Annotated in this window: 18 protein-coding genes; 3 read left to right on the forward strand and 15 right to left on the reverse strand. The window is 73.0% G+C overall.

Annotated features, from left to right (window positions below; genetic code table 11):
• Nucleotides 1-136: 136 nt before the first annotated feature.
• The 6 genes from GCL72_RS08370 to GCL72_RS08390 all read right to left on the reverse strand — a co-directional run bounded on the left by GCL72_RS08370 (nt 137) and on the right by GCL72_RS08390 (nt 7,362).
• Nucleotides 137-2,140: an NHL domain-containing thioredoxin family protein gene (locus GCL72_RS08370; protein WP_153144264.1), complete on the reverse strand. Its 2,004-nt coding sequence runs from the start codon at nt 2,138-2,140 to the stop codon at nt 137-139.
• A gap of 100 nt (nt 2,141-2,240) precedes the next feature.
• On the reverse strand, nt 2,241-3,137 hold the full coding sequence (locus GCL72_RS08375; RefSeq protein ID WP_153144265.1) for a hypothetical protein: 897 nt from the start codon (nt 3,135-3,137) through the stop codon (nt 2,241-2,243).
• Entirely contained in the window at nt 3,134-5,311 is a 2,178-nt protein-coding gene (locus tag GCL72_RS08380) for a bifunctional copper resistance protein CopD/cytochrome c oxidase assembly protein (RefSeq protein WP_153144266.1), read from the reverse strand. The genes GCL72_RS08375 and GCL72_RS08380 overlap by 4 nt, the downstream gene beginning before the upstream one ends.
• 46 nt (nt 5,312-5,357) lie before the next feature.
• Nucleotides 5,358-6,176 (reverse strand): copper resistance CopC family protein, encoded by an 819-nt coding sequence (locus GCL72_RS09700; RefSeq protein WP_170289601.1) that lies wholly within the window; start codon nt 6,174-6,176, stop codon nt 5,358-5,360.
• Nucleotides 6,177-6,241: 65 nt separating this feature from the next.
• Entirely contained in the window at nt 6,242-6,907 is a 666-nt protein-coding gene (locus GCL72_RS09705; RefSeq protein WP_170289602.1) for a hypothetical protein, read from the reverse strand.
• Nucleotides 6,908-7,077: 170 nt separating this feature from the next.
• Nucleotides 7,078-7,362 carry an HU family DNA-binding protein gene (locus GCL72_RS08390; protein ID WP_153144268.1) on the reverse strand — a complete coding sequence of 95 codons (285 nt, stop codon included), beginning with the start codon at nt 7,360-7,362 and terminating at the stop codon, nt 7,078-7,080.
• A 275-nt stretch (nt 7,363-7,637) separates the two neighbouring features.
• Between GCL72_RS08390 and GCL72_RS08395 the strand changes: the two genes are divergently transcribed.
• From GCL72_RS08395 to GCL72_RS08405, 3 genes are all read left to right on the forward strand, one after another.
• Complete coding sequence (locus tag GCL72_RS08395) at nt 7,638-11,093, forward strand: pyruvate carboxylase (RefSeq protein ID WP_153144269.1); 3,456 nt, start codon at nt 7,638-7,640, stop codon at nt 11,091-11,093.
• Nucleotides 11,094-11,249: 156 nt separating this feature from the next.
• The gene (locus GCL72_RS08400) at nt 11,250-11,789 is read left to right on the forward strand and encodes an ASCH domain-containing protein (RefSeq protein WP_153144270.1); all 540 of its coding nucleotides are present in this window, start codon (nt 11,250-11,252) and stop codon (nt 11,787-11,789) included.
• Nucleotides 11,790-11,799: 10 nt separating this feature from the next.
• Nucleotides 11,800-12,369 (forward strand): NUDIX hydrolase, encoded by a 570-nt coding sequence (locus tag GCL72_RS08405; RefSeq protein WP_153144271.1) that lies wholly within the window; start codon nt 11,800-11,802, stop codon nt 12,367-12,369.
• A gap of 11 nt (nt 12,370-12,380) precedes the next feature.
• On the opposite strand, the gene GCL72_RS08410 is transcribed toward GCL72_RS08405, so the two are convergent.
• From GCL72_RS08410 to GCL72_RS08450, 9 genes are all read right to left on the reverse strand, one after another.
• Nucleotides 12,381-13,292 carry a rhamnogalacturonan acetylesterase gene (locus tag GCL72_RS08410; RefSeq protein WP_153144272.1) on the reverse strand — a complete coding sequence of 304 codons (912 nt, stop codon included), beginning with the start codon at nt 13,290-13,292 and terminating at the stop codon, nt 12,381-12,383.
• A gap of 131 nt (nt 13,293-13,423) precedes the next feature.
• Nucleotides 13,424-13,729 (reverse strand): 30S ribosomal protein S14, encoded by a 306-nt coding sequence (gene rpsN, locus GCL72_RS08415; protein ID WP_010524936.1) that lies wholly within the window; start codon nt 13,727-13,729, stop codon nt 13,424-13,426.
• A gap of 2 nt (nt 13,730-13,731) precedes the next feature.
• The gene (gene rpmG, locus GCL72_RS08420) at nt 13,732-13,899 is read right to left on the reverse strand and encodes a 50S ribosomal protein L33 (protein ID WP_010524935.1); all 168 of its coding nucleotides are present in this window, start codon (nt 13,897-13,899) and stop codon (nt 13,732-13,734) included.
• Nucleotides 13,899-14,135, reverse strand: a complete 237-nt coding sequence (rpmB, locus tag GCL72_RS08425) for a 50S ribosomal protein L28 (protein ID WP_153144273.1) — start codon at nt 14,133-14,135, stop codon at nt 13,899-13,901. Before rpmB ends, rpmG begins: the two co-directional genes overlap by 1 nt.
• A 435-nt stretch (nt 14,136-14,570) precedes the next feature.
• Complete coding sequence (locus tag GCL72_RS08430; protein ID WP_211365008.1) at nt 14,571-17,123, reverse strand: AAA family ATPase; 2,553 nt, start codon at nt 17,121-17,123, stop codon at nt 14,571-14,573.
• The gene (locus tag GCL72_RS08435; RefSeq protein WP_246161096.1) at nt 17,120-18,136 is read right to left on the reverse strand and encodes a BadF/BadG/BcrA/BcrD ATPase family protein; all 1,017 of its coding nucleotides are present in this window, start codon (nt 18,134-18,136) and stop codon (nt 17,120-17,122) included. The genes GCL72_RS08430 and GCL72_RS08435 overlap by 4 nt, the downstream gene beginning before the upstream one ends.
• Nucleotides 18,137-18,226: 90 nt before the next feature.
• Complete coding sequence (locus tag GCL72_RS08440; RefSeq protein ID WP_246161097.1) at nt 18,227-21,163, reverse strand: FAD-binding and (Fe-S)-binding domain-containing protein; 2,937 nt, start codon at nt 21,161-21,163, stop codon at nt 18,227-18,229.
• A 30-nt stretch (nt 21,164-21,193) separates the two neighbouring features.
• On the reverse strand, nt 21,194-21,694 hold the full coding sequence (locus GCL72_RS08445) for a DUF3830 family protein (protein ID WP_153144275.1): 501 nt from the start codon (nt 21,692-21,694) through the stop codon (nt 21,194-21,196).
• Nucleotides 21,695-21,696: 2 nt separating this feature from the next.
• The gene (locus GCL72_RS08450) at nt 21,697-23,187 is read right to left on the reverse strand and encodes an amidase (RefSeq protein WP_153144276.1); all 1,491 of its coding nucleotides are present in this window, start codon (nt 23,185-23,187) and stop codon (nt 21,697-21,699) included.
• Nucleotides 23,188-23,203: the final 16 nt, after the last annotated feature.

Consider the following 23,203-nt stretch of genomic DNA (forward strand, 5'->3'; position numbering starts at 1 on the left):
GCTACACAGCAGACGACGGACCGCGCCGCGGTTCTCCACAGGCTCCGGACACACCTGCGGGCCGGGTGCTCACCCGGCCCGCAGGTTCTCATGATCCCGCCTTCCGTGCGGCGGGAGACTCAATCCAGCGCGGCGCTCACTTCACCCCGCGCAGATCCAGCTGCAGCGTGTCGGCCGCGCCCTCGACCAGGTTCACCGGGATGCCCCAGTCCTGCTGGTAGAGGTGGCAGGCCGCGTGCATCGGGATCTCCTCGCCCGGAGCGCCGTCGCAGGCCGCGGCGCGCGCGGTGATGTGCAGGACGCCCCCGTCGACAGAGGGGTCCAGCTGCAGGGTGCGCGTCAGCCCCTCGGAGCTTCCGGCGCCGGAGACGATCAGCTCCTCCGGCGAGGAGGAGATCTTCAGCTGGGTCGGGTCGCCGAAGCGGTCGTCGAGCTTCTGGCCCGTCGGCGCGGAGAAGCCGACGGTCAGCGTCAGCTCGCCCGGGGCGACGTCGGTGCTGGGCCGCTGCGACTGCATCGCGCCCTCGTCGACGGTGAGGAACTCCTCCGGGATCGCCACGCGCACCAGCTCGTGGGCGTTGGTCTCGACCACCAGCAGGGTGGAGCCGTCGGCGTCGAGCAGCACGTCGGAGGGCTCCTTCAGCCCGCGGGCGACGGTGGAGACCTCGGCGGGCACCGTGGTGCCGTCGGCGGCGGTGTGCTCGCCGCGGTAGCGGCGGATCGCGCCGTTGTAGGTGTCGGCGACCAGCACCGAGCCGTCGGGCAGCGCGGCCACCCCCAGCGGGTGCTGCAGCCGGGCCTGGGACGGGTCGCCGTCGCGGAAGCCGAAGTCGAACAGTCCCTCGCCGATGATCGTCTCGACCTGCGGAGCCCGCGGGTCCTGCGCCGTGCGCAGCACGCGCAGCGAGGACGTCTCCGAGTCGGCGATCCAGACGTCGCCGGCCGCGTCGACGGCCAGTCCCGAGGTCTGGGCGAACCAGGCCTCGTCGGCCGCGCCGTCGGTCAGGCCTTCCAGCCCGGTGCCGGCCAGCACGCGCAGCTCGCCGGTGGTCGGGACGAACTCGACGATCTGGTGGGTGCCGGCCATCGCGACGATCAGGGTGCCGGCGGCCGGAGACCACAGCACGTCCCACGGCGAGGAGAGCGAGACCTCCAGCGGATCGGTGCCCAGGCTGCCGACGCCGGCGGTCTGCTCCTGGGCCACCCGGTCGGAGTCGATCAGCCGCTGCACGCCGTTGCCGGCCACAGTGATCACCCGGTCGCCGGCGACGTCGATGCCGCGCAGCCGGTGGTTGACGGTGTCGGCGACGACGACGTCATAGCCGACCTGCGCGGCGACCTCGGCCGGCAGGATAGCCACGCCCTGCGGCTCGGTGAACAGAGCCGCGGCGCCGGGGCCGTCGCGGTGGCCCTTCTCCCCGCCGTCCGACGCCGCGCCGGCCTCGTCCTGCGGTCCGCCGCCCCAGGAGCGGATGACGGTCTCCAAGTCGGCGTCGAGCTCGACGATGCGGTGGTTGCCGGTGTCGGCGACCAGGAAGCGACCGGCGGCCGCGGCGTCGTCCTCGGCGCCCAGCGAGCGGGTCACCGGCACGGCGGTGCCCGGGAAGCGCAGCGTGCGCGAGACCGGCTCCGGCGGCACATAGGGGCCGTCGCCGCGATGCAGAGTGCCCTTGGCCTCATGCTCGGCGGCCAGCTCCTCGACCAGCGAGTCGAGCCCGGCCACGTGGCCCTCGCCGGCCAGATGCGCGGCGATGTAGCCCTCCGGGTCGATGACGACCAGCGTCGGCCAGGCTCGGGCCGAGTAGGCCTGCCAGGTGGTCAGGTGCGGGTCGTCGAGCACCGGCCGGGCGATCTCGTAGCGCTCGACGGCGGCGGCCAGCGCATCCGGGTCGGCCTCGTGGTCGAACTTCGGCGAGTGCACGCCGACGGTGACCAGCACGTCGGAGAAGCGCTCCTCCAGCGGCCGCATCTCGTCGAGCACGTGCAGGCAGTTGATGCAGCAGAAGGTCCAGAAGTCGAGGATGACGATCTTGCCGCGCAGGTCTTCGAGCGTGACCTCCTCTCCGCCGGTGTTCAGCCATCCGCGGCCGACGAGCTCGGAGGCCCGCACCCGGTCGGTGCGGCGGATCGTCTCCGTCATGCTGGTGCTCCTTCGTGTGAAGCGCGCGGTGCGCGCGCGATGCGTGCTGCGGGTCGTGACAGGCCGGGACGTTCCGGAGGCTCTCCGGAGCCGCTCCGGCTCAGTCGGCCAGCCCGTCCAGAGTCTCGGCGGCGAGGGCCTCGGCCATGGTGGTGAACTCCGCGGAGCCGGCGGCCGGCTCGCCGATGAAGGACACCATCACCACGTCCTCGCCTCTGCGGGTCAACAGGATCTGCGCCGCGGTTGTTCCGCCGTCCTCGGCGCTCTCCGCTTCCTCCGTCTGCCCTGTCTGCTCCGTCTGCTCCGCAGTGCCGGCGAACTCCCGGCTCCAGCGGTAGGCCGTCGTCGTCTCCGGCTCCGCCGAGTCCTCCGGCTCGACGACGCCGTCGACGCCGTCGAACTCCAGAGCGAAGTCCTGCTCGGACTGCGTGTAGGTGACCTCCCGGCAGGAGCCCAGCAGCTGCTCGACGCGTGCGACATGCTCGGCCACCCGCTCGCCGGCGGCGCCGTCGGAGGCCTCGGCGATCTCCAGCGAGCCGGTGCCGGTGAAGGTCTCCGAGCCGAAGTCCACCCGGGCGACGTCGGCGTCGAGCAGCAGCGGCGCCCAGTCGACGGCGGCGAGCGGATCGGCGCAGGCGGCCGGGTCGACGTCCTCGGCGGCGTCGCCGGCCAGGGTCTCGTCGGCCTGCTCGCGGAACTGCTCGACCGCCTCGACAGTGGCGTAGCCGGCCTGGTCGAAGCCGAAGCTCGCCGCCCGGGTCATCGCCGCCTCGGCGGCGGCGAGCTGCTCCTCGGAGCCCGCCGGCGGACTGTCCTCACCGGAGGAGCCGTCGTCCGCGGCGTCGCCCGCCCCGGCCCCGCAGCCGGTCAGCAGCACCGCGCCGGCCAGCAGCGGCATGACGACGGCGCCGCGGCGGCGGGCGCTCGACCCGGCGCTCGACCCGGCGCCCGACCCAGTGCTCGGGATGGTGTTCAGAATGGTGCTCCAGCGGCTCATCCGCGCGGCCCCTTCGGTCGGTGCGGATCGTTCTCGGCCATGCGGACGAACATCTCGTTGTACTCGCGCAGCGCGGCGTCGTCGGTGCGCTCGGCCTCGCGGTCCTCGCGGCGCATCTGCCGGTCGTCGTCGCGGGACCACTGGATCGCGGCGATGACGGCCAGCAGCATGGTGGGGATCTCGCCGATCCCCCACATCAGCTCGCCGCCGCGCTGCTGGTCCTCCAGCGCGGAGAAGCCCCAGTCGTAGCCCATGTTCCCGAACCAGCCGGCCTGCAGCAGCGACTCCGAGCCGGAGAGCGCCACCGCCAGGAAGGCGTGGAAGGCCATCGTGGCCAGCAGCATCAGCAGACGCAGCGGATGCGGCGGCCGTTTCGGCAGCGGATCCTGGCCGACCATCACCAGCGCGAAGATGTAGCCGGTGAGCAGGAAGTGCACCGTCATGATCAGGTGCCCCAGGTGGTACTCCAGGGCGAGGCCGAAGACGGCGGTGTAGTAGAAGATCACCAGCGAGCCGGCGAAGTTCGCCGCCGCGACCACCGGATGGGTCACGATCCGCGAGAACCGCGAGTGCACCAGCCACAGGATCCATTCCCGGGTGCCGCGGGTGCCGTCGGCGCGCACGGGCAGCACGCGCAGCGCCAGAGTGACCGGCGAGCCCATCACCAGGAAGATCGGCACCACCATGGTCAGCGTCATGTGCTGGATCATGTGCCCGGAGAAGAGCACCAGCCCGTAGATGGACGCCCCGCCGGAGGTCACCCAGACGAGCGTCATCAGCCCGAGGACGAAGCTGACTCCCCGGGCGATCGGCCAGGAGTCGCCCCGGCGGCGCAGCCGCACGACCGAGGCCCAGTACCAGACCGCCAGGCCGACGGCGAGGAAGACCCACAGCCAGTCCAGCCGCCAGAGGGTGAAGTAGTTCGCCAGCTCCGGCGCCGGGGGCAGGTCGTAGCCGGTGATGATGCGCGCCGGCGAAGCCCCCGGCGGCAGGTCCTCGGAGACCGGCGGTGCGGTGCGGCCGAGCACTGTCGAGACCCCGACGACGGCGGACATGATGGCGACCTCGACGGCGACCAGCTGCCAGAGCAGCCCGGTGACGCCGCGCTGGTCGGCCGGCGCCGCTCCCCGGCGGGCGGCCGGTCCGGCGTGGGCGCCGACCAGCCGCGGGATGATCCAGCTGCGGTGCATCCAACCGATGCCGGCCAGGGCGAGCACGGCCGCGGCCTTCAACGAGATCATCAGCCCGTAGGGGGTGGTGATCAGCTGGTCCCAGGCGAAGATGCGCAGCTCGGCGTTGACCACCCCGGAGGCCGCGACCAGCACGATCGCCAGTCCGGCGATCGTCGAGTAGCGGCGCAGCAGCGTGCCGACCAGCTCCGGACCGCCCTGATCGCGGGCGGCGAGCCCCCGCGCCTGGTCGCGCAGCACCGGGGCCAGGAGCAGCAGCACCGCCAGCCCTCCGACCCAGACGACGACGCCGAGCAGGTGCATGCCCAGCGAGTTCACCGCCGCCATGTGATCGTCGCCGGAGGAGGAATGTCCGACCAGCGCGATCGGCACGATGCCGGCCAGTCCGAGCGCCGAGAGCACGAAGAGCCCCGGCGTGGAGCGTACGGCGAAGACCAGCATGGTGAACAGCGCCGCGATCGCGGCCACCGCCGCCCAGGCCTGGCCGGTGGCGATGGATTCGATGTACCCGAGGAAGCCCTCGTTGAAGGAGCTCTGACCCGACACCGGCTGGCCGGAGATGTCGGAGAAGGTCAGCACCAGCACCGCGATCGCCGCGACCGTCCAGACCACCGAGGCCGTGCCGGCGATGCTCAGCACCGCGGCGAATACCGGGTGCTCGGCGCCGTCCTGGCCGCGCCGCCGTCGGCCGCGGGGGCCGATGCGCGCCGGGATAGCCGCGGCGGCCAGCAGCACCGCCGAGACGGCGGTCGCCATGGCCAGGTGGTGGACGAACCGGGCGATCGGCAGGCCCCAGCGGGTCAGCGCGCCGGGGTCGACGATCTCGCCGGGCGTCGACAGGCCGGTGAGCAGCCCGGCGACGACGACGGCGACCAGTCCGAGGCACAGGGCCGCACCCGCCGCCGGCAGCCCGACCGCGCGCACGGGCGCGTCGGCTTCAGTGTCGGCGGCGGCGCCGCGGGGGCTGCCGGGGGCAGGAGTCATGCAGGCGTCCTCGGTCTCGGGATCGGTCGGGGTCGGTCGGGATAGGTCAGGGTCGGTCGGGTCGGCCGCGGTCGCCGTCGTCAGCGCCGGGGCCCTGACCCGCATCACGCTTCCACCGGTCGACCTGAGTGATCTTGCGCCGGACGATCACCACCGCGACGATCACCACGGCCAGCGCGCCGGCGCCGAATACCACCGGCAGCCAGGCCGGGGCCGAGGTCTCCTCGGCGGCGGTCTCCGTCGCCTCCGGCGAGGCCTCGTCGGCGGTGGTCTGCTGGCCCTCGGCTGCGTCGCCGGTCGATTCGTCGGTCGATTCGTCGGCCGCCTCGCCGGTCGACTCATCGGCGGTCCCGGAGCCGGACTCGTCGGAGGACTCCTCAGCAGAAGGCTCCGGGGCGGAATCCTCGGAGCTCGCCTCACCGGGCGAGGCTGCTCCGGCCGCGCCGTCCTCGATGGCGAAGGTGTAGGTGTCCTCCTCCTGGTGACCGTCCGAGTAGACCGCGCGATAGCGGACCTCGTACTGGCCGGCGGGCAGCTCATCGTCGACCTCGGTGGCCATCGTGGCGCCGTCGACGGTCGTCTCGCCGTCCCAGCGCTCCCCCTCCGGGCCGGTCAGCTGGATCTCGTTGGTGATGCCCTCGCCGCTGGTGAGTCCGTCGCCGCTGAACTCCAGCTCCACGGCGTCGGGGATCTCGGTGAGGATCACGCCGGACTCCGGGGTCGCGGAGATCAGCTCGTCGTGCGCCCAGGCCGGGGCGGCGGTCAGCGTGCCCAGGGCCAGGGCCGAGGCGCCGGCGAGGCCGGCGACGCCGGCGCGCCGCGGACCGCGGCGCCGGGCGGCCATGTCAGTGGTGTGGTGGTCCATCGTGGAACGTCCTTCGTCTGCGGGTGCATGCGCCGGCCTCCCGCCTCGGGCGGGGGCCTGCCGGGTCAGGTCGGGAGCGACGGATGCGGCGGCGGACCACGCACAGTCGCGGGCTCGACGTCGACCCTCAGGAGCATCGGACGACGCGCGGTCCGCGGGATGGGGACCCGACGCGCGGCGATCTGGAGTTCGCCGGCGGCCCTCATCAGGATACGCGCCGGACGCAGCGTGAGCAGATCGATCAGCGCGGCCAGCAGCACCTCGCCCCGGCGCAGCAGCAGATAGGTGCCCAGCGCGGCGAGCACATGAGCCGGGAGCATATGCCCCGACGCATGCTGCGCGGGCTCCACGGCGTGGGCGGCATGGGCCGCCTCGGACGCATGGGCCGCATGGGCCGCGTGCTCGACGTCGGCCTCGCCGCGCGGCGCCGGCAGGACGAACATACCGTGCAGCAGCGCCTGGCTGGCCCCCACCGACAGCGCCAGGCGGGTGCGGCTGAGCCGCACCCCCGCCAGGCCGATGCAGATCGGCAGGCTGATCAGCAGCGCGAGCAGCACGATCGTCGCCGACGGCGCCTGGTGCGCGGCCGTATGGGCGACCGCGGCGGTGGTCACCGCGATCGAGGCCGCCAGCGCCCCGCGGCCCGCCCGCGCGCGACCGCTGGACCGCGCCGCGACGTGTCCGCCGGGGCATGCGGCGGCGTCGGCTGCGGATCGCGGGGAACGGAGCACGTCGGCGATTCTACGCTTCGTAGAAGATCGGGTCATCGCCGACGACGTGCGGCGACGACCGCCCGCCGCAGACACGTCGACCCCCGTCCCGACGGATCGGGCGGGGGTCGACGACGGCCTGCGCGGCGGCCGCCGCGGCAGCCGCAGCGGCTCGGCGGCGAGCCCGGGGCTCACTCGCCGGAGGCGGCGGCCTTCAGCTTGGAGCCGGCGGTCAGCTTGACCGAGTGGCCCTCCGGGATCTCGATGCTGGCGCCGGTCTGCGGGTTGCGGCCGGTGCGCGCGGCCCGCTTGGTGCGCTCGACGGCCAGCCAGCCCGGGATGGTCACCTTCTCGCCCTGCGAGACCTGCGAGGTGAAGACCTCGAAGACCGCGTCCAGCACGCCGTTGACGGCGGCCTGGGAGTTGCCGGACTTCTCGGCGACGGCTGCGACGAGCTCGCTGCGGTTCATAGCCATGGTGTGTCCTCCTGGACTGGTTCGGTGGCAGTCCCCGGCATGCCGGGGCTTTCAGGACGGCAACTTACCACGCGCAACGGTTTCGACCGGCATGATTCCGCGCGATTCCGGCGTTTCGGCGAGGGCCCCCGCAATGCGAAGATATGTCGAGGATCACGGGCGACGCCGACGCCGAGACGGTACCGTGCCTGTACTGCCGACGGCGCGCGCCGTCGGCTTGACGTCCGCCGTCCGCACGATGGAGTGCGGCACGACAGAGAGGAACTCCCCTCACGATGTTCTCCAAGATCCTGGTCGCCAACCGCGGAGAGATCGCCATCCGCGGTCTCCGCGCCGCCAATGAGCTGGGGGCCGGCACCGTCGCCGTCTACCCGCATGAGGATCGCAACTCATACCACCGCCAGAAGGCCGACGAGGCCTACCGCATCGGAGAGGAGGGCCATCCGGTCCGCGCCTACCTCGACGTCGACGAGATCGTCCGCGTCGCCCGCGAGTCCGGCGCGGACGCCATCTACCCCGGCTACGGATTCCTCTCCGAGAATCCGCAGCTGCCCCGCGCCGCCGCCGAGGCCGGCATCGCCTTCATCGGGCCGCCCGCCGACGTGCTGGAGTCCACCGGCGACAAGATCCGTGCCCTGCGCGCCGCCCGCGAGGCCGGAGTGCCGGTGCTGGACAGCTCGGACCCCTCCGACGACGTCGACGAGCTCGTCGCCGTCGCCGAGTCCATCGGCTTCCCGATCTTCGTCAAGGCCGTCGCCGGCGGCGGAGGACGCGGGATGCGGCGGGTCGAGACGCGCGAGGAGCTGCCAGACGCGCTGGGCGCGGCGATGCGCGAGGCCGAGACGGCCTTCGGCGATCCGACGGTCTTCCTCGAGCAGGCCGTGGTCCGCCCCCGGCACATCGAAGTCCAGGTCCTCGCCGACGCCTCCGGCGACGCGGTCCACCTCTTCGAGCGCGACTGCTCGATCCAGCGCCGGCACCAGAAGGTCGTCGAGATGGCCCCCGCCCCGGAGCTCGACGAGGAGATCCGACAGGCGCTGTTCCGCGACGCCGTCGCCTTCGCGCAGGCCATGGGCTACCGCAACGCGGGCACGGTGGAGTTCCTCGTGGACACCGCCGGCGAGCGCGCCGGCCAGCACGTGTTCATCGAGATGAACCCGCGCATCCAGGTCGAGCACACTGTCACCGAGGAGATCACCGACGTCGACCTGGTGACCGCCCAGATGCGCATCGCCGCCGGGGCGACGCTGGCCGAGCTGGGGATCCGCCAGGACGAGCTGGCCGTCCGGGGTGCGGCGATGCAGTGCCGCATCACCACTGAGGATCCGCGCAACGACTTCCGGCCCGACGTCGGCACGGTCACCGCCTACCGCTCGGCCGGCGGCTCGGGGATCCGGCTCGACGGCGGCACCGTCTACAACGGCGCCGAGATCAGTCCGCACTTCGATTCGATGCTGGTGAAGCTGACCAGCCGCGGCCGCGACCGGCGGACCGCGATCCGCCGGGCCCGCCGCGCGCTGGCCGAGTTCCGCATCCGCGGCGTCACCACCAACATCGGGTTCCTGAAGAACGTGCTCGACGACGAGGACTTCCTGGCCGGGGACTTCGCCACCGACTTCATCGACCAGCGGCCCGAGCTGGCCCGGGTGAACCTGTCCAAGGACCGCGGCTCGAAGGTCCTGCAGCATCTGGCCGAGACCACGGTGAACCGCCCCCACGGTCCGCGGATCGACGGCATCGACCCGCGGGACAAGCTGCCGCGCTTCCCCGGCGACAAGCGCGACGAGCCCGACCGCAGCCCCTTCGACGGCCCTTCGTCGCATCCGAAGCCCACCGGCTGGCGGGACGTGCTGCGCGCCGAAGGCCCGGAGGGCTTCGCCGCCCGGCTGCGCGACCAGCAGGCGCTGGCGGTGACCGACACGACCTTCCGCGACGCTCACCAATCGCTGCTGGCCACCCGGGTCCGCACCCGGGACCTGCTCGCCGCGGCCCCCGCGCTCTCCCATGTGATGCCCGGGCTGCTCTCCGTGGAGGCCTGGGGCGGGGCGACCTACGACGTCGCGCTGCGCTTCCTCTCCGAGGACCCGTGGCGGCGGCTGGCGCTGCTGCGCGACGAGATGCCCAACATCCCGATCCAGATGCTGCTGCGCGGGCGGAACACCGTCGGCTACACCCCCTACCCGCTGCAGGTCACCGACGCGTTCGTCGCCGAGGCCGCCGAGACCGGAGTGGACATCTTCCGGATCTTCGACGCGCTGAACGACGTCGACCAGATCCTCCCGGCCATCCGTGCGGTGCGGAAGACCGGCACCGCCGTGGCCGAGGCCGCGATCTGCTACACCGGCGACCTCGCCGACCCGGCGGAGGACCTCTACACGCTGGACTACTACCTCGGGCTGGCCGAGCGGATGGTCGAGGCCGGAGCGCATATCCTGGCGATCAAGGACATGGCCGGGCTGCTGCGCCCGCAGGCTGCGAAGATCCTGGTCACCGCGCTGCGCGAACGCTTCGACCTGCCGGTGCATCTGCACACCCACGACACCGCCGGCGGACAGCTGGCCACGCTGCTGGCCGCCGCGGAGGCCGGCGTCGACGCCGTCGACGTCGCCACCGCCTCGATGGCCTCGACGACCTCGCAGCCGCCGGCCTCCGCGCTGGTCGCCGCGCTGGAGCACACGGAGCGGGACACCGGCCTCGGGCTCGAGGCGGCCGCCTCGATGGAGCCCTACTGGGAGGCGGTGCGGGCGATCTACCGCCCGTTCGAGTCGGGGCTGCCGAGTCCGACGGGCCGCGTCTACCGGCACGAGATCCCCGGCGGGCAGCTGTCCAACCTGCGGCAGCAGGCCACTGCACTGGGGCTGGCCGAGCGCTTCGAGGACATCGAGGAGATGTACCACGCCGCCGACACCATGCTCGGCCGGCTGGTGAAGGTCACCCCGTCCTCGAAGGTCGTCGGCGACCTCGCCCTGCAGCTGGTCGGCATGGGCGTCGACCCGGCCGCATTCGAGGCCGACCCGGGCAGCTTCGACCTGCCGGACTCGGTGATCGGCTTCCTGGCCGGACAGCTGGGCGACCCGCCCGGCGGCTGGCCCGAGCCGTTCCGCTCGAAGGCGCTGCGCGGACGCACGGTCGACCCGGTCGACGAGGACCTCTCCGCCGAGGACCGCGACGGGCTCGCCGGCGACTCGCAGACCCGGCGGGCGACGCTGAACCGCCTGCTCTTCCCCGGCCCGACCCGGGACTTCGAGACCGCGACCGACGCCTACGGCGATGTGATGGTCCTGCACACCCGCGACTTCCTCTACGGGCTGCGCAAGGGCGAGGAGCATGTGATCTCGCTGGGCAGGGGCGTGCGCCTGCTGGTGACCCTGCAGTCGATCTCCGAGGCCGACGAGAAGGGGATGCGGACCGTGGTCTGCACGCTCAACGGCCAGCCGCGCCAGGTGGTCGTCCGCGACACGTCCGTGGAGGCGACGGTGCGCAGCGCCGAGAAGGCCGACCCCGCCCAGCCCGGTCACGTCTCCGCGCCCTTCGCCGGGGCGGTGACGCTGGTCGTGGGCGTCGGCGACGTCGTCGGGGCCGGGGAGAACGTGGCCACCATCGAGGCGATGAAGATGGAGGCCGCGATCACCGCCCCGACCGCCGGCACCGTCTCACGCACGGTGATCGACGGCGTCCAGCAGGTCGACGGCGGAGATCTGCTGGCGGTCCTCGACCCGACCGAGGGCTGAGTCCGGGGCTCCCGCGAGGTCCTGCGGGGTCCCGCGGGGTCCCGTTCCCCTTCTCCGCACCGAACGGGGGATCTGCTCCCGCTGTCTCGCCGATCCGGCGCGTCAGCAGCAGTAGATCCCCCGTTCGATGTGCCTCGGGGCGACTACGCTGGGCTCATGCCCTCTGCGACGGCCCCGTACCCGCTCACCCCGCCCGACGCGGCGGCGGCCCATGCTCTGTGGGAGGCCTGGGTCTCAGGCCTCCCCGACGCGCAGACGCCGGCGGAGACCTACGCCCTCGGCCAGTTCGGCGACCATCGCACCATGGCGGACGAGCTGCTCGACCTGGTGCTGCGCGGAGTCAAGACGGCGACGGCGAGCTTGCTGGACGAGTACCGTTGGGAGGGCGAGACGCCGCCGTCGATCGGGGCGCACACGGTGTTCTGCGACGGCTCCGGAGTTCCCCGCGTCATCGTGCGCACCACCCGGCTGGAGATCCGCCGCTTCGACGCCGTCGACGCCGACCATGCCCGCGCCGAGGGCGAGGGCGACCGGAGCCTGGCCCATTGGCGCGCCGATCACAGGGCGTTCTGGGATCGGATCTGCACGGCCGCCGGCACACGCTTCGCCCCGGAGATGGATGTGGTCCTGGAGCACTTCGCCGTGGTCTGGCCGCCGGCCGAGGACTCCGCGCGGCACGGGGCGAGGCCGGGATAAGCTGGCGGGCATGCCGACGACCTCCCCCTCTGCCCTGACCACGGCCTTCGCCGAGGATCTGGACGCCTGGCGCCCGGTCGACGCCGGCCAGGACGATCTGCGTCGCCGCTATCTGGACCTGCTCGCCCAGGGGGATGACGCCTGGCGGCGGCATCCCCGCCCGGAGCATCTGACCGCCAGCTGCTTCGTCTTCGACGCGTCCTTCTCCCATGTGCTGCTCTGCTTCCACGGCAAGGGACGGTTCTGGGTGCAGCTGGGCGGGCACATCGAGGACGACGACGCCTCCGTCGCCGACGCCGCCTTCCGCGAGGTCGCCGAGGAGAGCGGGCTGGAGGCGATCACCCCGGTTCGCCGCGCTCCGGCGGATCTGAACATCCACGCCCTGGGTTCAGGCTTCACCCGCTGCACCGCCCACTGGGACGTGGGCTTCGCCGCGGTCGCCTCCCGCGACGCCGAGATCCTGGTCAGCGAGGAGAGCGACGACGTCGCCTGGTGGCCGGTCGATGCCCTCCCCCACGGCGTCGCCGACCAGTTCGACCAGCGCCTGGCCACTGTGCTCGCCGAGCTCGGCCGCGGCTGAGCGCCGAGGCCTCAGAGCTCCTCGAGGTCCCAGCTGAGGTGCTCCTCGGCGGGCGCGCGATCGAGCCGGTGGAACGCCGCCGAGCGCACCACCCCGAGATCCAGCAGACCCTCGGCGACCATCCGGGCGACGACGCCGGCGCCGTGGACGCTGAAGTGCGTCGGGTCCTGCTGCCCGTCCCGGGAGTGGAAGCACCGGCTGCTCTCCTCCGGGCCCAGCTCACGCCAGCGCTCCAGCGTGCGACGCTGCAGGTCGAGCAGCGCGACGCCCTGCTCCTCGGCCACTGCGCGCACCGCCTCCGGATAGTCGCCGTGGGTGGCGACCAGCTCGCCGTCGACGATCCGCCGGCGCTCAGTGGGCGTGGCCAGCACCGGCTCGGCGCCGGCGGAGCGGGCGACGTCGAGGTGCTCACGGAGCATCTGCTGGAACGTCGACCACGGCTCGGTGCTGCGCCGGGCGTCGCCGGCGATCTCGTCGTTGTGGCCGAACTGGATCACCAGCACATCGTCGCCGCCGAGGTCCTCGGCGATCCCCGCCAGATGCCCCTCGGCGATGAAGCTCTTGGAGCTGCGACCGTTCTGCGCCCGGTTCTCGACGCGCAGGCGCGAGGTCGTGTAGAAGGGCAGCGCCATGCCCCAGCCGGCCATCGGGTACAGGTACTCCGGCTTCTCCGCAGCGGTGGAGTCGCCGGCGATGACCAGCCGGCGCGGGCTCCCCGTGGACTCCTCCGCGCCGGCGTCGTCCCGGGAGGCGCCGTCCGGGGAGGTGTCGCCCCGGGCAGTGTCGCCCTCGGCGGGCCCGGCCGTCCCGGCGTCGTCGGTGGGCGTGCCCCGCGGCGCGCAGGCGGCGAGCCCGACGACGCCGGCTCCGGCGGCCAGCGCTCCCAGCGCCGTCCGGCGGGTCACCGCGGTCTGCTCGTCCATCGCCGTCTCACCTCCCGAGGAGTCCCCCCCCAGGATACGACGACGGCCCCCTGCCGCCATCCATGCAGGATGCGGCAGGGGGCCGTCGGATGTTCGCTCAGCGCGACGTCAGCGGCTGTGCGCGGCGGAAGTCACCAGGAGGACTTCTGGATGCCGGGCAGCTCGCCGTTGTGCGCCATGTTGCGGAAGCGGATGCGGGAGACGCCGAACTTCCGGAACGTGCCGCGGGGGCGGCCGTCGATGGAGTCACGGTCGCGGACGCGGACCGGCGAGGCGTCGCGCGGCAGCTTCTGCAGGCCCAGGCGGGCCTCCTCGCGCTGCTCGTCGGTCGAGTTCGGGTCGACCAGCTGCTTGCGCAGCTGGCGACGCTTCTCGGCGTAGCGCTCGACGATGACCTTGCGCTGCTCGTTCTTCGCGATCTTCGACTTCTTCGCCATGATCAGCGCTCCTCTCGGAAGTCGACGTGCTTGCGGACAACCGGGTCGTACTTCTTCAGCACGATGCGATCCGGGTTGTTGCGACGGTTCTTGCGGGTCACGTAGGTGAAGCCCGTGCCGGCCGTCGACTTCAGCTTGATGATGGGACGTACGTCCTTCTCCTTGGCCATCAGACCTTCTCCCCCTTCTGGATCAGCTCGGCGATGACCGTGTCGATGCCACGGGCGTCGATGGTCTTGATGCCCTTCACCGACAGGTTCAGCGTGACGTGACGCCCCAGAGAGGGCACCCAGTAGCGCTTCTTCTGGATGTTCGGGTCGAACCGGCGCTTGGTGCGACGGTGCGAGTGGGAGACGTTGTAGCCGTACTGCGGCCCCACTCCGGTCACCTGGCAATGTGCTGCCATGATCACTCCTCCAACATAAGTACGTAATGGATACGGGCGGCGCCCGCGAGCGCACGCGTCGACCGTCCCCTCTCGGGGCCGGGCGGACCCGCGCAGTCGTCGAGCCGGTTCCCGCCACCAGTTGTGACACCGTTACTTACGAGGACGGACCAGGCTGGGTGAGATCCAACCGAAGTGCCTTCTCATCGCGGACGAAACACGGTGGTGCAGTTGCTTGTGGCGCGCTGGAATCCAGGCTTCACAATCGGCCGGGCTGCTTTCCGGCGCCGGGTCCACCCGCAGGCGCGACGTCCGATCGGAGAGTTCCGATCCGTCGTCACGACACACGCGTGGGCACAGCACAGCACGGCTTGCGACGTTCCATGGTAGCCCGCCCCCGCCGCCGGGGCAAAGCGGCGGCCCGACGACGAGCCCTGACGCCGCCGGCCGCCTCGGTCAGACCGCCTGCGCCCAGGCGAGGAAGTCCTCGGCGACCAGCACCGGCTTCTCATACTGCCGGGCTTTCTTCGCCTTGTTCGACTGCGTGCCCAGCTCGGCGACGACCAGCGCGTCGCACTTCGTCTTCGTCACCGTCTCCACCGGCCGCAGCCCGTGCTCGGCGGCGAGTGCGTGCATCTGCTCCCGCGACCAGATCCGCCCGCCCGGATCCGCGGCGTCGCCGGTGAAGCAGATCCGCACGCCGGGCCCCAGCACCAGATCGGCCGCCGTCCCCGCGGCCACCGCCTCGGGGTCATGGACGGGATGCCCCAGATGCCGCTCCACCTCGGCCAGTCGATCGGCCAGCTCGCGCGGCACCGGCTGCTCCGCCAGTCCGGCGCGCAGCTGCTCGGCGACCAGCCGGCGCGCCGTCGCGAGCCAGAACTCCCCGGAGTCGCGCCGCGGCGTCGCCGAGGTCTCCGTGCCGAGCCGGGCCGCGTCGAGCAGCGCCGCATCGAGCAGCGTCGCGCCGACCTCGCGGCCGACGTCGAGGATCGCGGCCAGCTGCGGTCGGTCGGCGAACGCCGGCGCCGGGACCTGCGGGTCCCTGGTGAGCAGCCGCCCGGCCTCGGCGGCGCCGTCGTCGTCCATGTCCTGGCCCTGGCCCATGTCCGCGCTTGTGTCCGCACCCAGGAGGTCGAACTCCCCCGCCCCGGGGTCCGCGAACCCGGTGGCCCCGTCCTCGGAGCCGCTCCCGGCGGCATGGGCCTGCAGCGCCGCCCGAGCCCGGTCCAGCGCCCGCGGCGCCTCCAGCCCGCGGCGGACCTTGGCCGGCCGCTGCTCCCGGCTGTCCGCGGCCTCGCCGACCTCCACGCCGAAGGGCATCGGTTCACCGCTGCCCAGCCGCTTGCGCTCGAAGTCCAGCAGCCCCAGCGTCGCGTCGACGTCGACGCCGACCGGTGTGCAGCCGGCCACCGCCGGGCCGATCAGTGCCCAGGCCTGCTCCAGCGTCGGCGCGGCCAGCACGTCGGCGGCGCTGATGCCGAAGCGGGTGCGCGCGTCGGCGAGATCGCGCTGCGGGTCGATGAGCGTGCTGATCGCGGTGCCGTCCTCGAAGGCGACAGCGACCTCCACCGGCCGCGGCCGCGAGCGCGTCCCCTCCTCGCCGACGGTGAGCAGGCCGATTCCGCAACGCCGCAGGGAGGCCGCCCCGTCGGCTCCCTCGCCGCCGTCGGCCGAGCCCGCCGATCCGGCGCGACGCAGGAAGCGCAGGATCCGGCGGTCGGTCTTCATGTCCTTCGGCCGCACGCCCCGGCGCAGCACGAGCCCGTCCAGCGAGGTCACCCGGCTCAGCGCCACGTAGAGCTGCCCGACGGCGAAGGTGCCGCCGGTGAGGTCGACGATCAGCCGATCCAGCGTCTGCCCCTGGCTCTTGTGGATGGTGATCGCCCAGGCCAGCGCGAAGGGCAGCTGGGTGAAGGTGCCGACCACCTGCTGGGCCAGGCTGCCGCCGCTGACCACCGGGCGGGTGATCTCCCAGGTGTGCGGGGCGACGTCGACCACCGCGCCGTCGCGCAGCTGCACCTGCACCGTCGGCTCGTCGTCGGCGGTGGTGGAGACCTCGACGATCCGGCCCATCGTGCCGTTGACCCAGCGCCCGGCCGGATCGTTGGTCAACAGCATGATCTGCGCGCCGTGCTTATACGCCAGCTGCTCGTCGGTGGGCCGGTCGAAGCCGTCCAGCTCGCCGGTGGTCCGCGCGGTGGACACCCGCAGGTCTGCCGGGAGCCGGTCGAGCTGCCGCCGATTGCGGGCGGTGGCCATCCGGTTGGTGGTCGTCAGCGTCAGCCAGAACTCGTCGGTGTCCGGCTCGAAGTCGGGGTCGACACGGGCGTTGAGCTCGCCGCGGGCTCCGCCGAGCAGCACGCCCTCGCGGATCGAGTTCAGCACCCCGGTCAGCCGGGAGTCGCCGACCTGCCGGAAGACGCGGGTGAGCACCAGCGTCGGGAAGTCCTCCTCGCGCCAGCGATCGGCGGAGAAGAAGTACGGCGTCTCGTAGCGGGTGCTGAAGAACTCCCGCTCGGCCTCGGTGACCACCGGCGGCAGCTGCAGCAGGTCGCCGACCAGCACCAGCTGCACGCCGCCGAAGCGCTCCCCCGGCCGCGGGCCGAAGCGCTCCAGCGCGGCGACGAGCTGGTCGAGCAGATCGGCGCGGACCATCGAGGCCTCGTCGATGACCAGCGTGTCCAGCGCCTGCAGCGTCTTCGCGAAGCGGCCGGGGTGGTAGCGGCCGGAGGCGACGTCCTCGACGGTCAGTCCCGGGCGCAGCCCGAATAGCCGGTGGATCGTCCAGCCGCCGACGTTCAGCGCGGCGATGCCGGTGGGCGCGGCGACGACGGCGGTGCGCTCCGTGGTGCGCAGGAACTCGCGGACCAGCGTCGACTTGCCGGTGCCGGCGCGGCCGGTGAGGAAGAGGCTGCGGCCGGCCTCGAGCAGCTCGAAGGCGCGGTCGAACTCCTCGGTGTGCTGCAGGCCGCGGTCGACCTCGGCGGCGTCGTCGGGCGCGCTCATGCCGCCGACCCGTGTGTCGGACCATCGAACCGGCTCGCCCGCGCGATGCGCGACTGCAGCGGGTGGTCGGCGGCGAGTCCGACGAGCTGCTCGGCGCCGTCGCCTCCCTCGCCGCGGGCGGAGACCACGCGGGCGGCCGGGACCTCCTCGGCAAGCCGGGTCGTGAACTGCTCACGGATCGCCGGCGCGTCGAAGACCCCGCCGGTGACGGCGACGTCGGTGCCCGCGCCGTCGGCCTCGCCGACTCGGTGCAGCGCGGTCGCCGCCGAGGCGGCCAGCTCCTCGGCGGCCTCGACGCAGACGGCCGCGGCGACGGCGTCGTCAGCGGCCAGTCGACTGACATCGGCCGCGAAGGAGGCGACGATGCTGACCTGCCGCGGATCGGACTGCAGGGCGATGTAGGCCGACTCCAGATCCGCCCAGCGCCGGCGGACCGCCTCGGTCAGCGCCGTGGACGGGCCGCGGCCGTCGTGGGCGCGCATCACCCGGATCAGCGCCTGCTGCCCGATCCAGTGCGCGCTGCCGGCGTCGCCCATGATGTGCCCCCAGCCGTCGACGCGGGCGACGGCGTCACGGCCGAGACCCAGGGTGACCACACCGGTGCCGGCTGCGACGACGGCGCCTCGGGCATCGCCCAGGGCGCCCAGGGCGGAGGTGACCGAGTCGTGGGTCAGCAGCACGGTGTGCGGCGAACCGGCTCCGCGGGCGTCGTCGGACGTCCCGCCCTCCAACAGGTCGACGACGTCACGCTCCGCGTCGGTGAGCCCGGAGACGCCGACGGCGACGGTCCCGACGCGCGTGCCGGACTCGGCGACGGCCTCTCTGATCCGCTCGCACAGCTGCGGCGGCAGCGGCTGGTCGGTCCGCACCCCGTCGAGACGGAGGTCGCGACGGCCGCCGTCGGGGGCGACGATCTGGGCCTTGGTGCTGGTCTGGCCGGCGTCGAGGGCCAGCAGCGCCTCCTGCGCGGACGGCGCCTGCGTTGCGTCGGCGTCACGCGCGGCTGAGGTCACGTCGGGCTCCTGTCGGGTTCGGCCGGGGCCGGAGCGGCGCGCCGGCATCCCCGTCCATTCTAGAGACGTCGTGGCGATGCCGCCGCAGACTCAGGCGGAGCGCGACGGCGCCCGCGCGGCGAAGAGCTCGGCCAGGTGCTGAGCCTCGACGTCGGCGAGGTCGTCGAGCTGGATCCGGCAGGACATCCCGTCAGCAAGCACCACCGTCTCCGGGTGCTCCGCCCGGGCGGAGCGGACCGCCGGCAGCAGGTAGGTCTCGGCGACGTCGACGCTGACCTCGTAGTGGCCGGCCTCGACGCCGAAGTTTCCGGCCAACCCGCAGCAGCCGGGCACGTCCTCGACCTGCGCACCGGCCGCCTCGAGCAGGGCCCGGTCGGCGGACCAGCCGACCACCGCCCGCTGGTGGCAGTGCGGCTGGGCCAGCGCCCGCACCCCGGCCAGATCCGGCAGCTCGACGCGTCCGGCGGCATGCAGCTCCGTGACCAGCTCGGCGAAGCTGCGCACGCCGGCGGCGACGTCGCCGGCCTCGGGGCGGGACGTCAGCTCGAGGACGTCGGAGCGCAGCGTCGCCAGGCAGGAGGGCTCCAGCGCCAGCACCGGCGCACCGGTGGCCAGATGTCCGGCGAGCAGCCCGACGACGCCGTCGACGAGCCCGCGCGCCTGATCCAGCTGGCCGGTGGTGATCCAGGGCAGCCCGCAGCAGCCGTGCTGCTCGATGACCCGGACCTCGAGCCCCTGGCCGCGCAGATACTCGATCGCCGCACGGCCGGACTGCGGGAAGAAGTGGTCGGTGAACGAATCGGCCCAGACCCAGACGTCGGGCGTCGGCGAGACCGCCGTCGACGTCGCGGGCACCGCCGACGCCGCGCTGCGCCCACCCTTCGCCGCCTCCCGCGCGTCCTTCTTCGCGCCGCGGCGCAGCGTGGTCTCGGCGAACTGCGGCACCCCGCGCCGCGGATCCATGCCGGCGACCCGTTTGGCGATCCCGGCCAGCGGCTCCACGCCGCTGACCCGATTGAGCAGCTTCGCCGACGGAGCGGCCAGCCGCGCCCAGAAGGGCAGCCGCCCCAGGAAGTAGTGGGCCCGCGGGCGCCGTCGCTTCTCCGGACCGACGTCGTAGGTCTGGTGCAGCGCCTCGGACTTATAGGCGGCCATGTCCACGCCCGCCGGGCAGTCGACGGCGCAGCCCTTGCAGGACAGGCAGAGGTCCAGCGCCTCGTGGACGGCCGGATCGGCCAGCCCGTCGACCAGCGAACCGTCGACCGCCTCCTGCAGGATGCGCCCGCGGCCGCGGGTGGAGTCCTTCTCCTGACCGGTGGCCAGATAGGACGGACACATCACCGAGGAGGTCTGCGGAGCGACGCATTTGCCCACACCGGTGCACCGGTGCACTGCCGCGGCGAAGTCGCCGTCGTCGTGGCGCATCCGCAGCCCGGGCCAGGGCAGCTGCGCGGCCGGCCGCACCGGGCGCAGATCCTGGGTGTTGGACACCGGGTCGGCGATGATCCCGGGATTCAGCAGCCCGTCGGGATCGCAGAGCTGCTTGGCCGCCGAGAAGAGCTCCCGCGAGGTCTCGTCGTACATCGTCTCCAGCAGCGAGGAGCGCACCCGCCCGTCGCCGTGCTCGCCGGAGAGCGAGCCGCCGACCTCGGCCAGCCGCTCGGCACAGGCGTCGAGGAACTCGGCGAAGACCCCGGTGGAGTCCGGCTCTCCGGCATGGAAGGGGAAGTCGATGCGGCAGTGGATGCAACCGTCGCCGAAGTGCCCGTAGGGGTAGCCGTGCAGACCGAACTGCTCGAGCAGCGACTCGAACTCGCGCATCCAGGAGCCCAGCTGCTCGGGCGGCACCGCGGCGTCCTCCCAGCCGGAGTGGGCCGGAGTGTCCAGGCTGACGCCGGCCAGTCCGGCGCCGTCCGCGCGGATCGCCCAGAGCGCGGCGGCCTCCGCGTCCGCATCCACCAGGCGCGTGCCGACGGCCCCGGAGGCGTCGCGGACGGCGGCCAGCACGTCGGCGGCGTCCTCGCCGGCGGCCTCGACGAAGAGCCAGCTGCGCCCGTCCGGCAGATCCGGGACCGGCTTGCCCGCGCCGCGCACCAGGTCCACCAGCCGCGAATCCATGCCCTCGCAGGCGATCAGCCGGCCGGGCGCGGCCTGCAGCAGAGCCGGCACCGCGTCGGCGGCCTCGCCGACGTCGGGGTAGCCGAGCACCAGCAGCAGGCGATTCGGCTCGTCGGCGACCAGGTTGACCTCGGTCTCCAGCAGCGTGGCCAACGTGCCCTCGGTGCCGACCAGGAAGCGGTCGACGCGGCCGCGGTGCTCGGGCAGCAGATGCTCCAGCGAGTAGCCGCTGACCTGCCGGTCGAAGCGGCCGAAGTGCGTGCGGATGTGGGCCAGGTTCTCACCGGCCAGCTCTGCCAGCGACGCCGCGGTGGAGCCGGCGGCCGCGGTCAGCCCGGTGGAGTCGGCGCTGAGCGAGGCGACCTCGCCGTTGCCGAAGAGCACCTGGGCCGAGACGACGTTGTCGACGGTCCGCCCGTAGCCCAGCGCGCGCGTGCCGCAGGCGTTGTTGCCGATCATCCCGCCGATCGTGCAGCGGGTGTGGGTCGAGGGGTCGGGCCCGAAGCGCAGTCCGTGGCGGGCGACGGCGCGCTGCAGCTGGGCATGCACGACCCCGGGCTGCACCCGGGCCGTGCGCGCCTCGGGGTCGACCTCCAGGATCCCGTCGAGATCGCGGGTGTCGACGACGATCCCCTCGCCGACGGCATTGCCGGCGATCGAGGTGCCCGCCCCGCGCATCGTCAGCGGCACGCCGAGCTCGCGGGAGACCTCGTGGACGGCCTGCAGCTGCTCGACGTGGTCGGGGCGGGCGACGACCTGCGGCACCACCCGGTAGAGGCTGGCGTCGGAGGAGTACATGCCCCGGGTCAGCGTCGAGTCGTCGACTCCGGCCACACCGGCGGCGCGCAGCGCCGCGGCGATCTGCCGGCCGGCGTCGACGTCGTCGCGCTGGGCGAGCGTCGCGGTCACCTGCGGCTCCTCTCCCCCGGTCCCCCGGGCTCAGTCCTCGAGTCGGCTGAAGGCCAGCGTCTCGCCCCGGGCGCCGTCCATCCAGATGGAGGCGCAGGCGGCGGCCATCTCCTCCAGCCCTTCCTCCACTGTGGCGACCACCGTGCCGGGGATCCACCCCTGGTCGCCGTTGATCAGCAGATTGTTCCGCCCGTAGAACAGCGCCAGGTCCACCAGGTCGCCGGTGCCGGCCTCGGAGTCGGCATCATACCCGTAGGCCGGATTGCCCAGCTGTTCAGGTGTGAAGTGGAAATAGCAGATATCACCGGGGATCGGAGTCACCGTGGTGTTCTCCCGGGTGTCCGCGATGCCGCCGAAGGGCGGGACCAGCGCATAGATCTCGTTGCGGGCGTATTTGCCGTGATAGACCTGACCGGACTGCGGCAGGGCCTCCCAGACCGCCTGCGCGGTGCGCGGGGCCTCCTCATCCAGCAGGCGTGCCGTGCAGCTGACCCCGCGCCGGGTCAGCTCGATCCTCATCCGACGGGCCATGCTCACCTCCCGATGCTCGTGGTCTGCTCGGCCGATTCTGGACCCGCGGCCGCGCCGGCTCCGGCGCCCGACGCGCGGCGCCGCGCCTCGTCGAGCTCCACCGGGCGGATGAACCCTTCTCCGGCGGCTCGCTCGTAGGCACGTGCGGCACGCAGCACCTGTCGATCCTGCGTCCGCGCCCCGACGAGCTGGAGGCCGACCGGCATGCCCGTCGACGTGGTCCCGCAGGGCACCGAGGCGCCGGGCTGCTGGGTCATGTTGAACGGATAGGTGTAGGGCGTCCAGCTGGTCCAGGTCTGTGAGGACCACCCCTCCGGCGCCTGACGCTCCTTGCTGAACGCAGTGATCGGCATCGTCGGGGTGACCAGCAGGTCATAGGTCTCATGGAAGGCGCCCATGCGCACGCCCATGTCCATCCGGCGAGCGGTCGCCCCCAGGTAGTCCAGGGCGGAGTCGCCCAGGTGCTGTTCGATCCCGGCGCGCAGCCCCGGGTCGACCTGCTCGAGCGCGCCAGGGCCGAAGGGCTCGAGGACCTTGGCGGCTCCGGTGAACCAGAGGATGTGGAAGGCCTCCACCGGATCCGACAGCCCTGGGTCGATCTGCTCCACCGTCGCCCCCTGGGCCGCCAGGACCTCGACCGCCTCGGCGACGAGCCGCTCGACCTCCGGGTCGTTGCCGCCGAAGCCCAGATTCGGCGAGTAGGCGATGCGCAGCCCGGCGATCCCGTCCTCGAGTCCCTCGGTGAAGGACGCCGTCGGCGTCGGCAGCGCCGACCAGTCGCGCGAGTCGAAGCCGGAGATGACGTCCAGCAGCATCGCCGCGTCGGTGACCGTCCGGGCCATCGGCCCGGCGTGGGCCAGCGTGCCGAAGGGCGAGGAGGGGTACATCGGCACAGTGCCGTAGGTGGGCTTCAGCGCCACCGTGCCGGTGAAGGAGGCGGGGATGCGCACGGAGCCGCCGCCGTCGGTGCCCACCGCCCAGGCGCCCATCCCGGAGGCTACTGCGGCCGCGGCCCCTCCGGAGGAGCCGCCCGGCGTCGTCGTCGTGTCCCACGGGTTGCCGGTGGCCCCGTGGCGGAGGCTGTCCGTGGTGCCCTTCCAGGCGAACTCCGGCGTCGTCGTCTTGCCCAGCCGCACCGCCCCGGCCTCGCGCAGCCGGGCGACGCAGGGGGCGTCGAAGTCCAGGGCGTCGTCGTCGGCGTCGAGCAGCCGGCTGCCCTTCACCGTGGGCGCTCCCGCAGTGGGGAACATGTCCTTGATCGTCATCGGCACGCCGTCGGCCGGGCCGAGCGGCGCCCCCTGCGCCCAGCGCGCCTCGGACTCGCGGGCCGCGGCGAGCGCGGCCTCGTCCTCGACCAGCACGAAGGCGTTGAGCGACTCGTCCCGGGCATGGATCCGAGCCAGGCACGCCTCGGCGGCCTCCACCGGGGACAGGTCGCCCGCGCGGTACCCCGCGACGAGCTCGACGGCCGTCATCTCAGCCGGATCCCTCATGCCATTACCTCCTCGG

Source organism: Nesterenkonia halophila (assembly GCF_009467795.1).
Classification (GTDB): Bacteria; Actinomycetota; Actinomycetes; order Actinomycetales; family Micrococcaceae; genus Nesterenkonia; species Nesterenkonia halobia.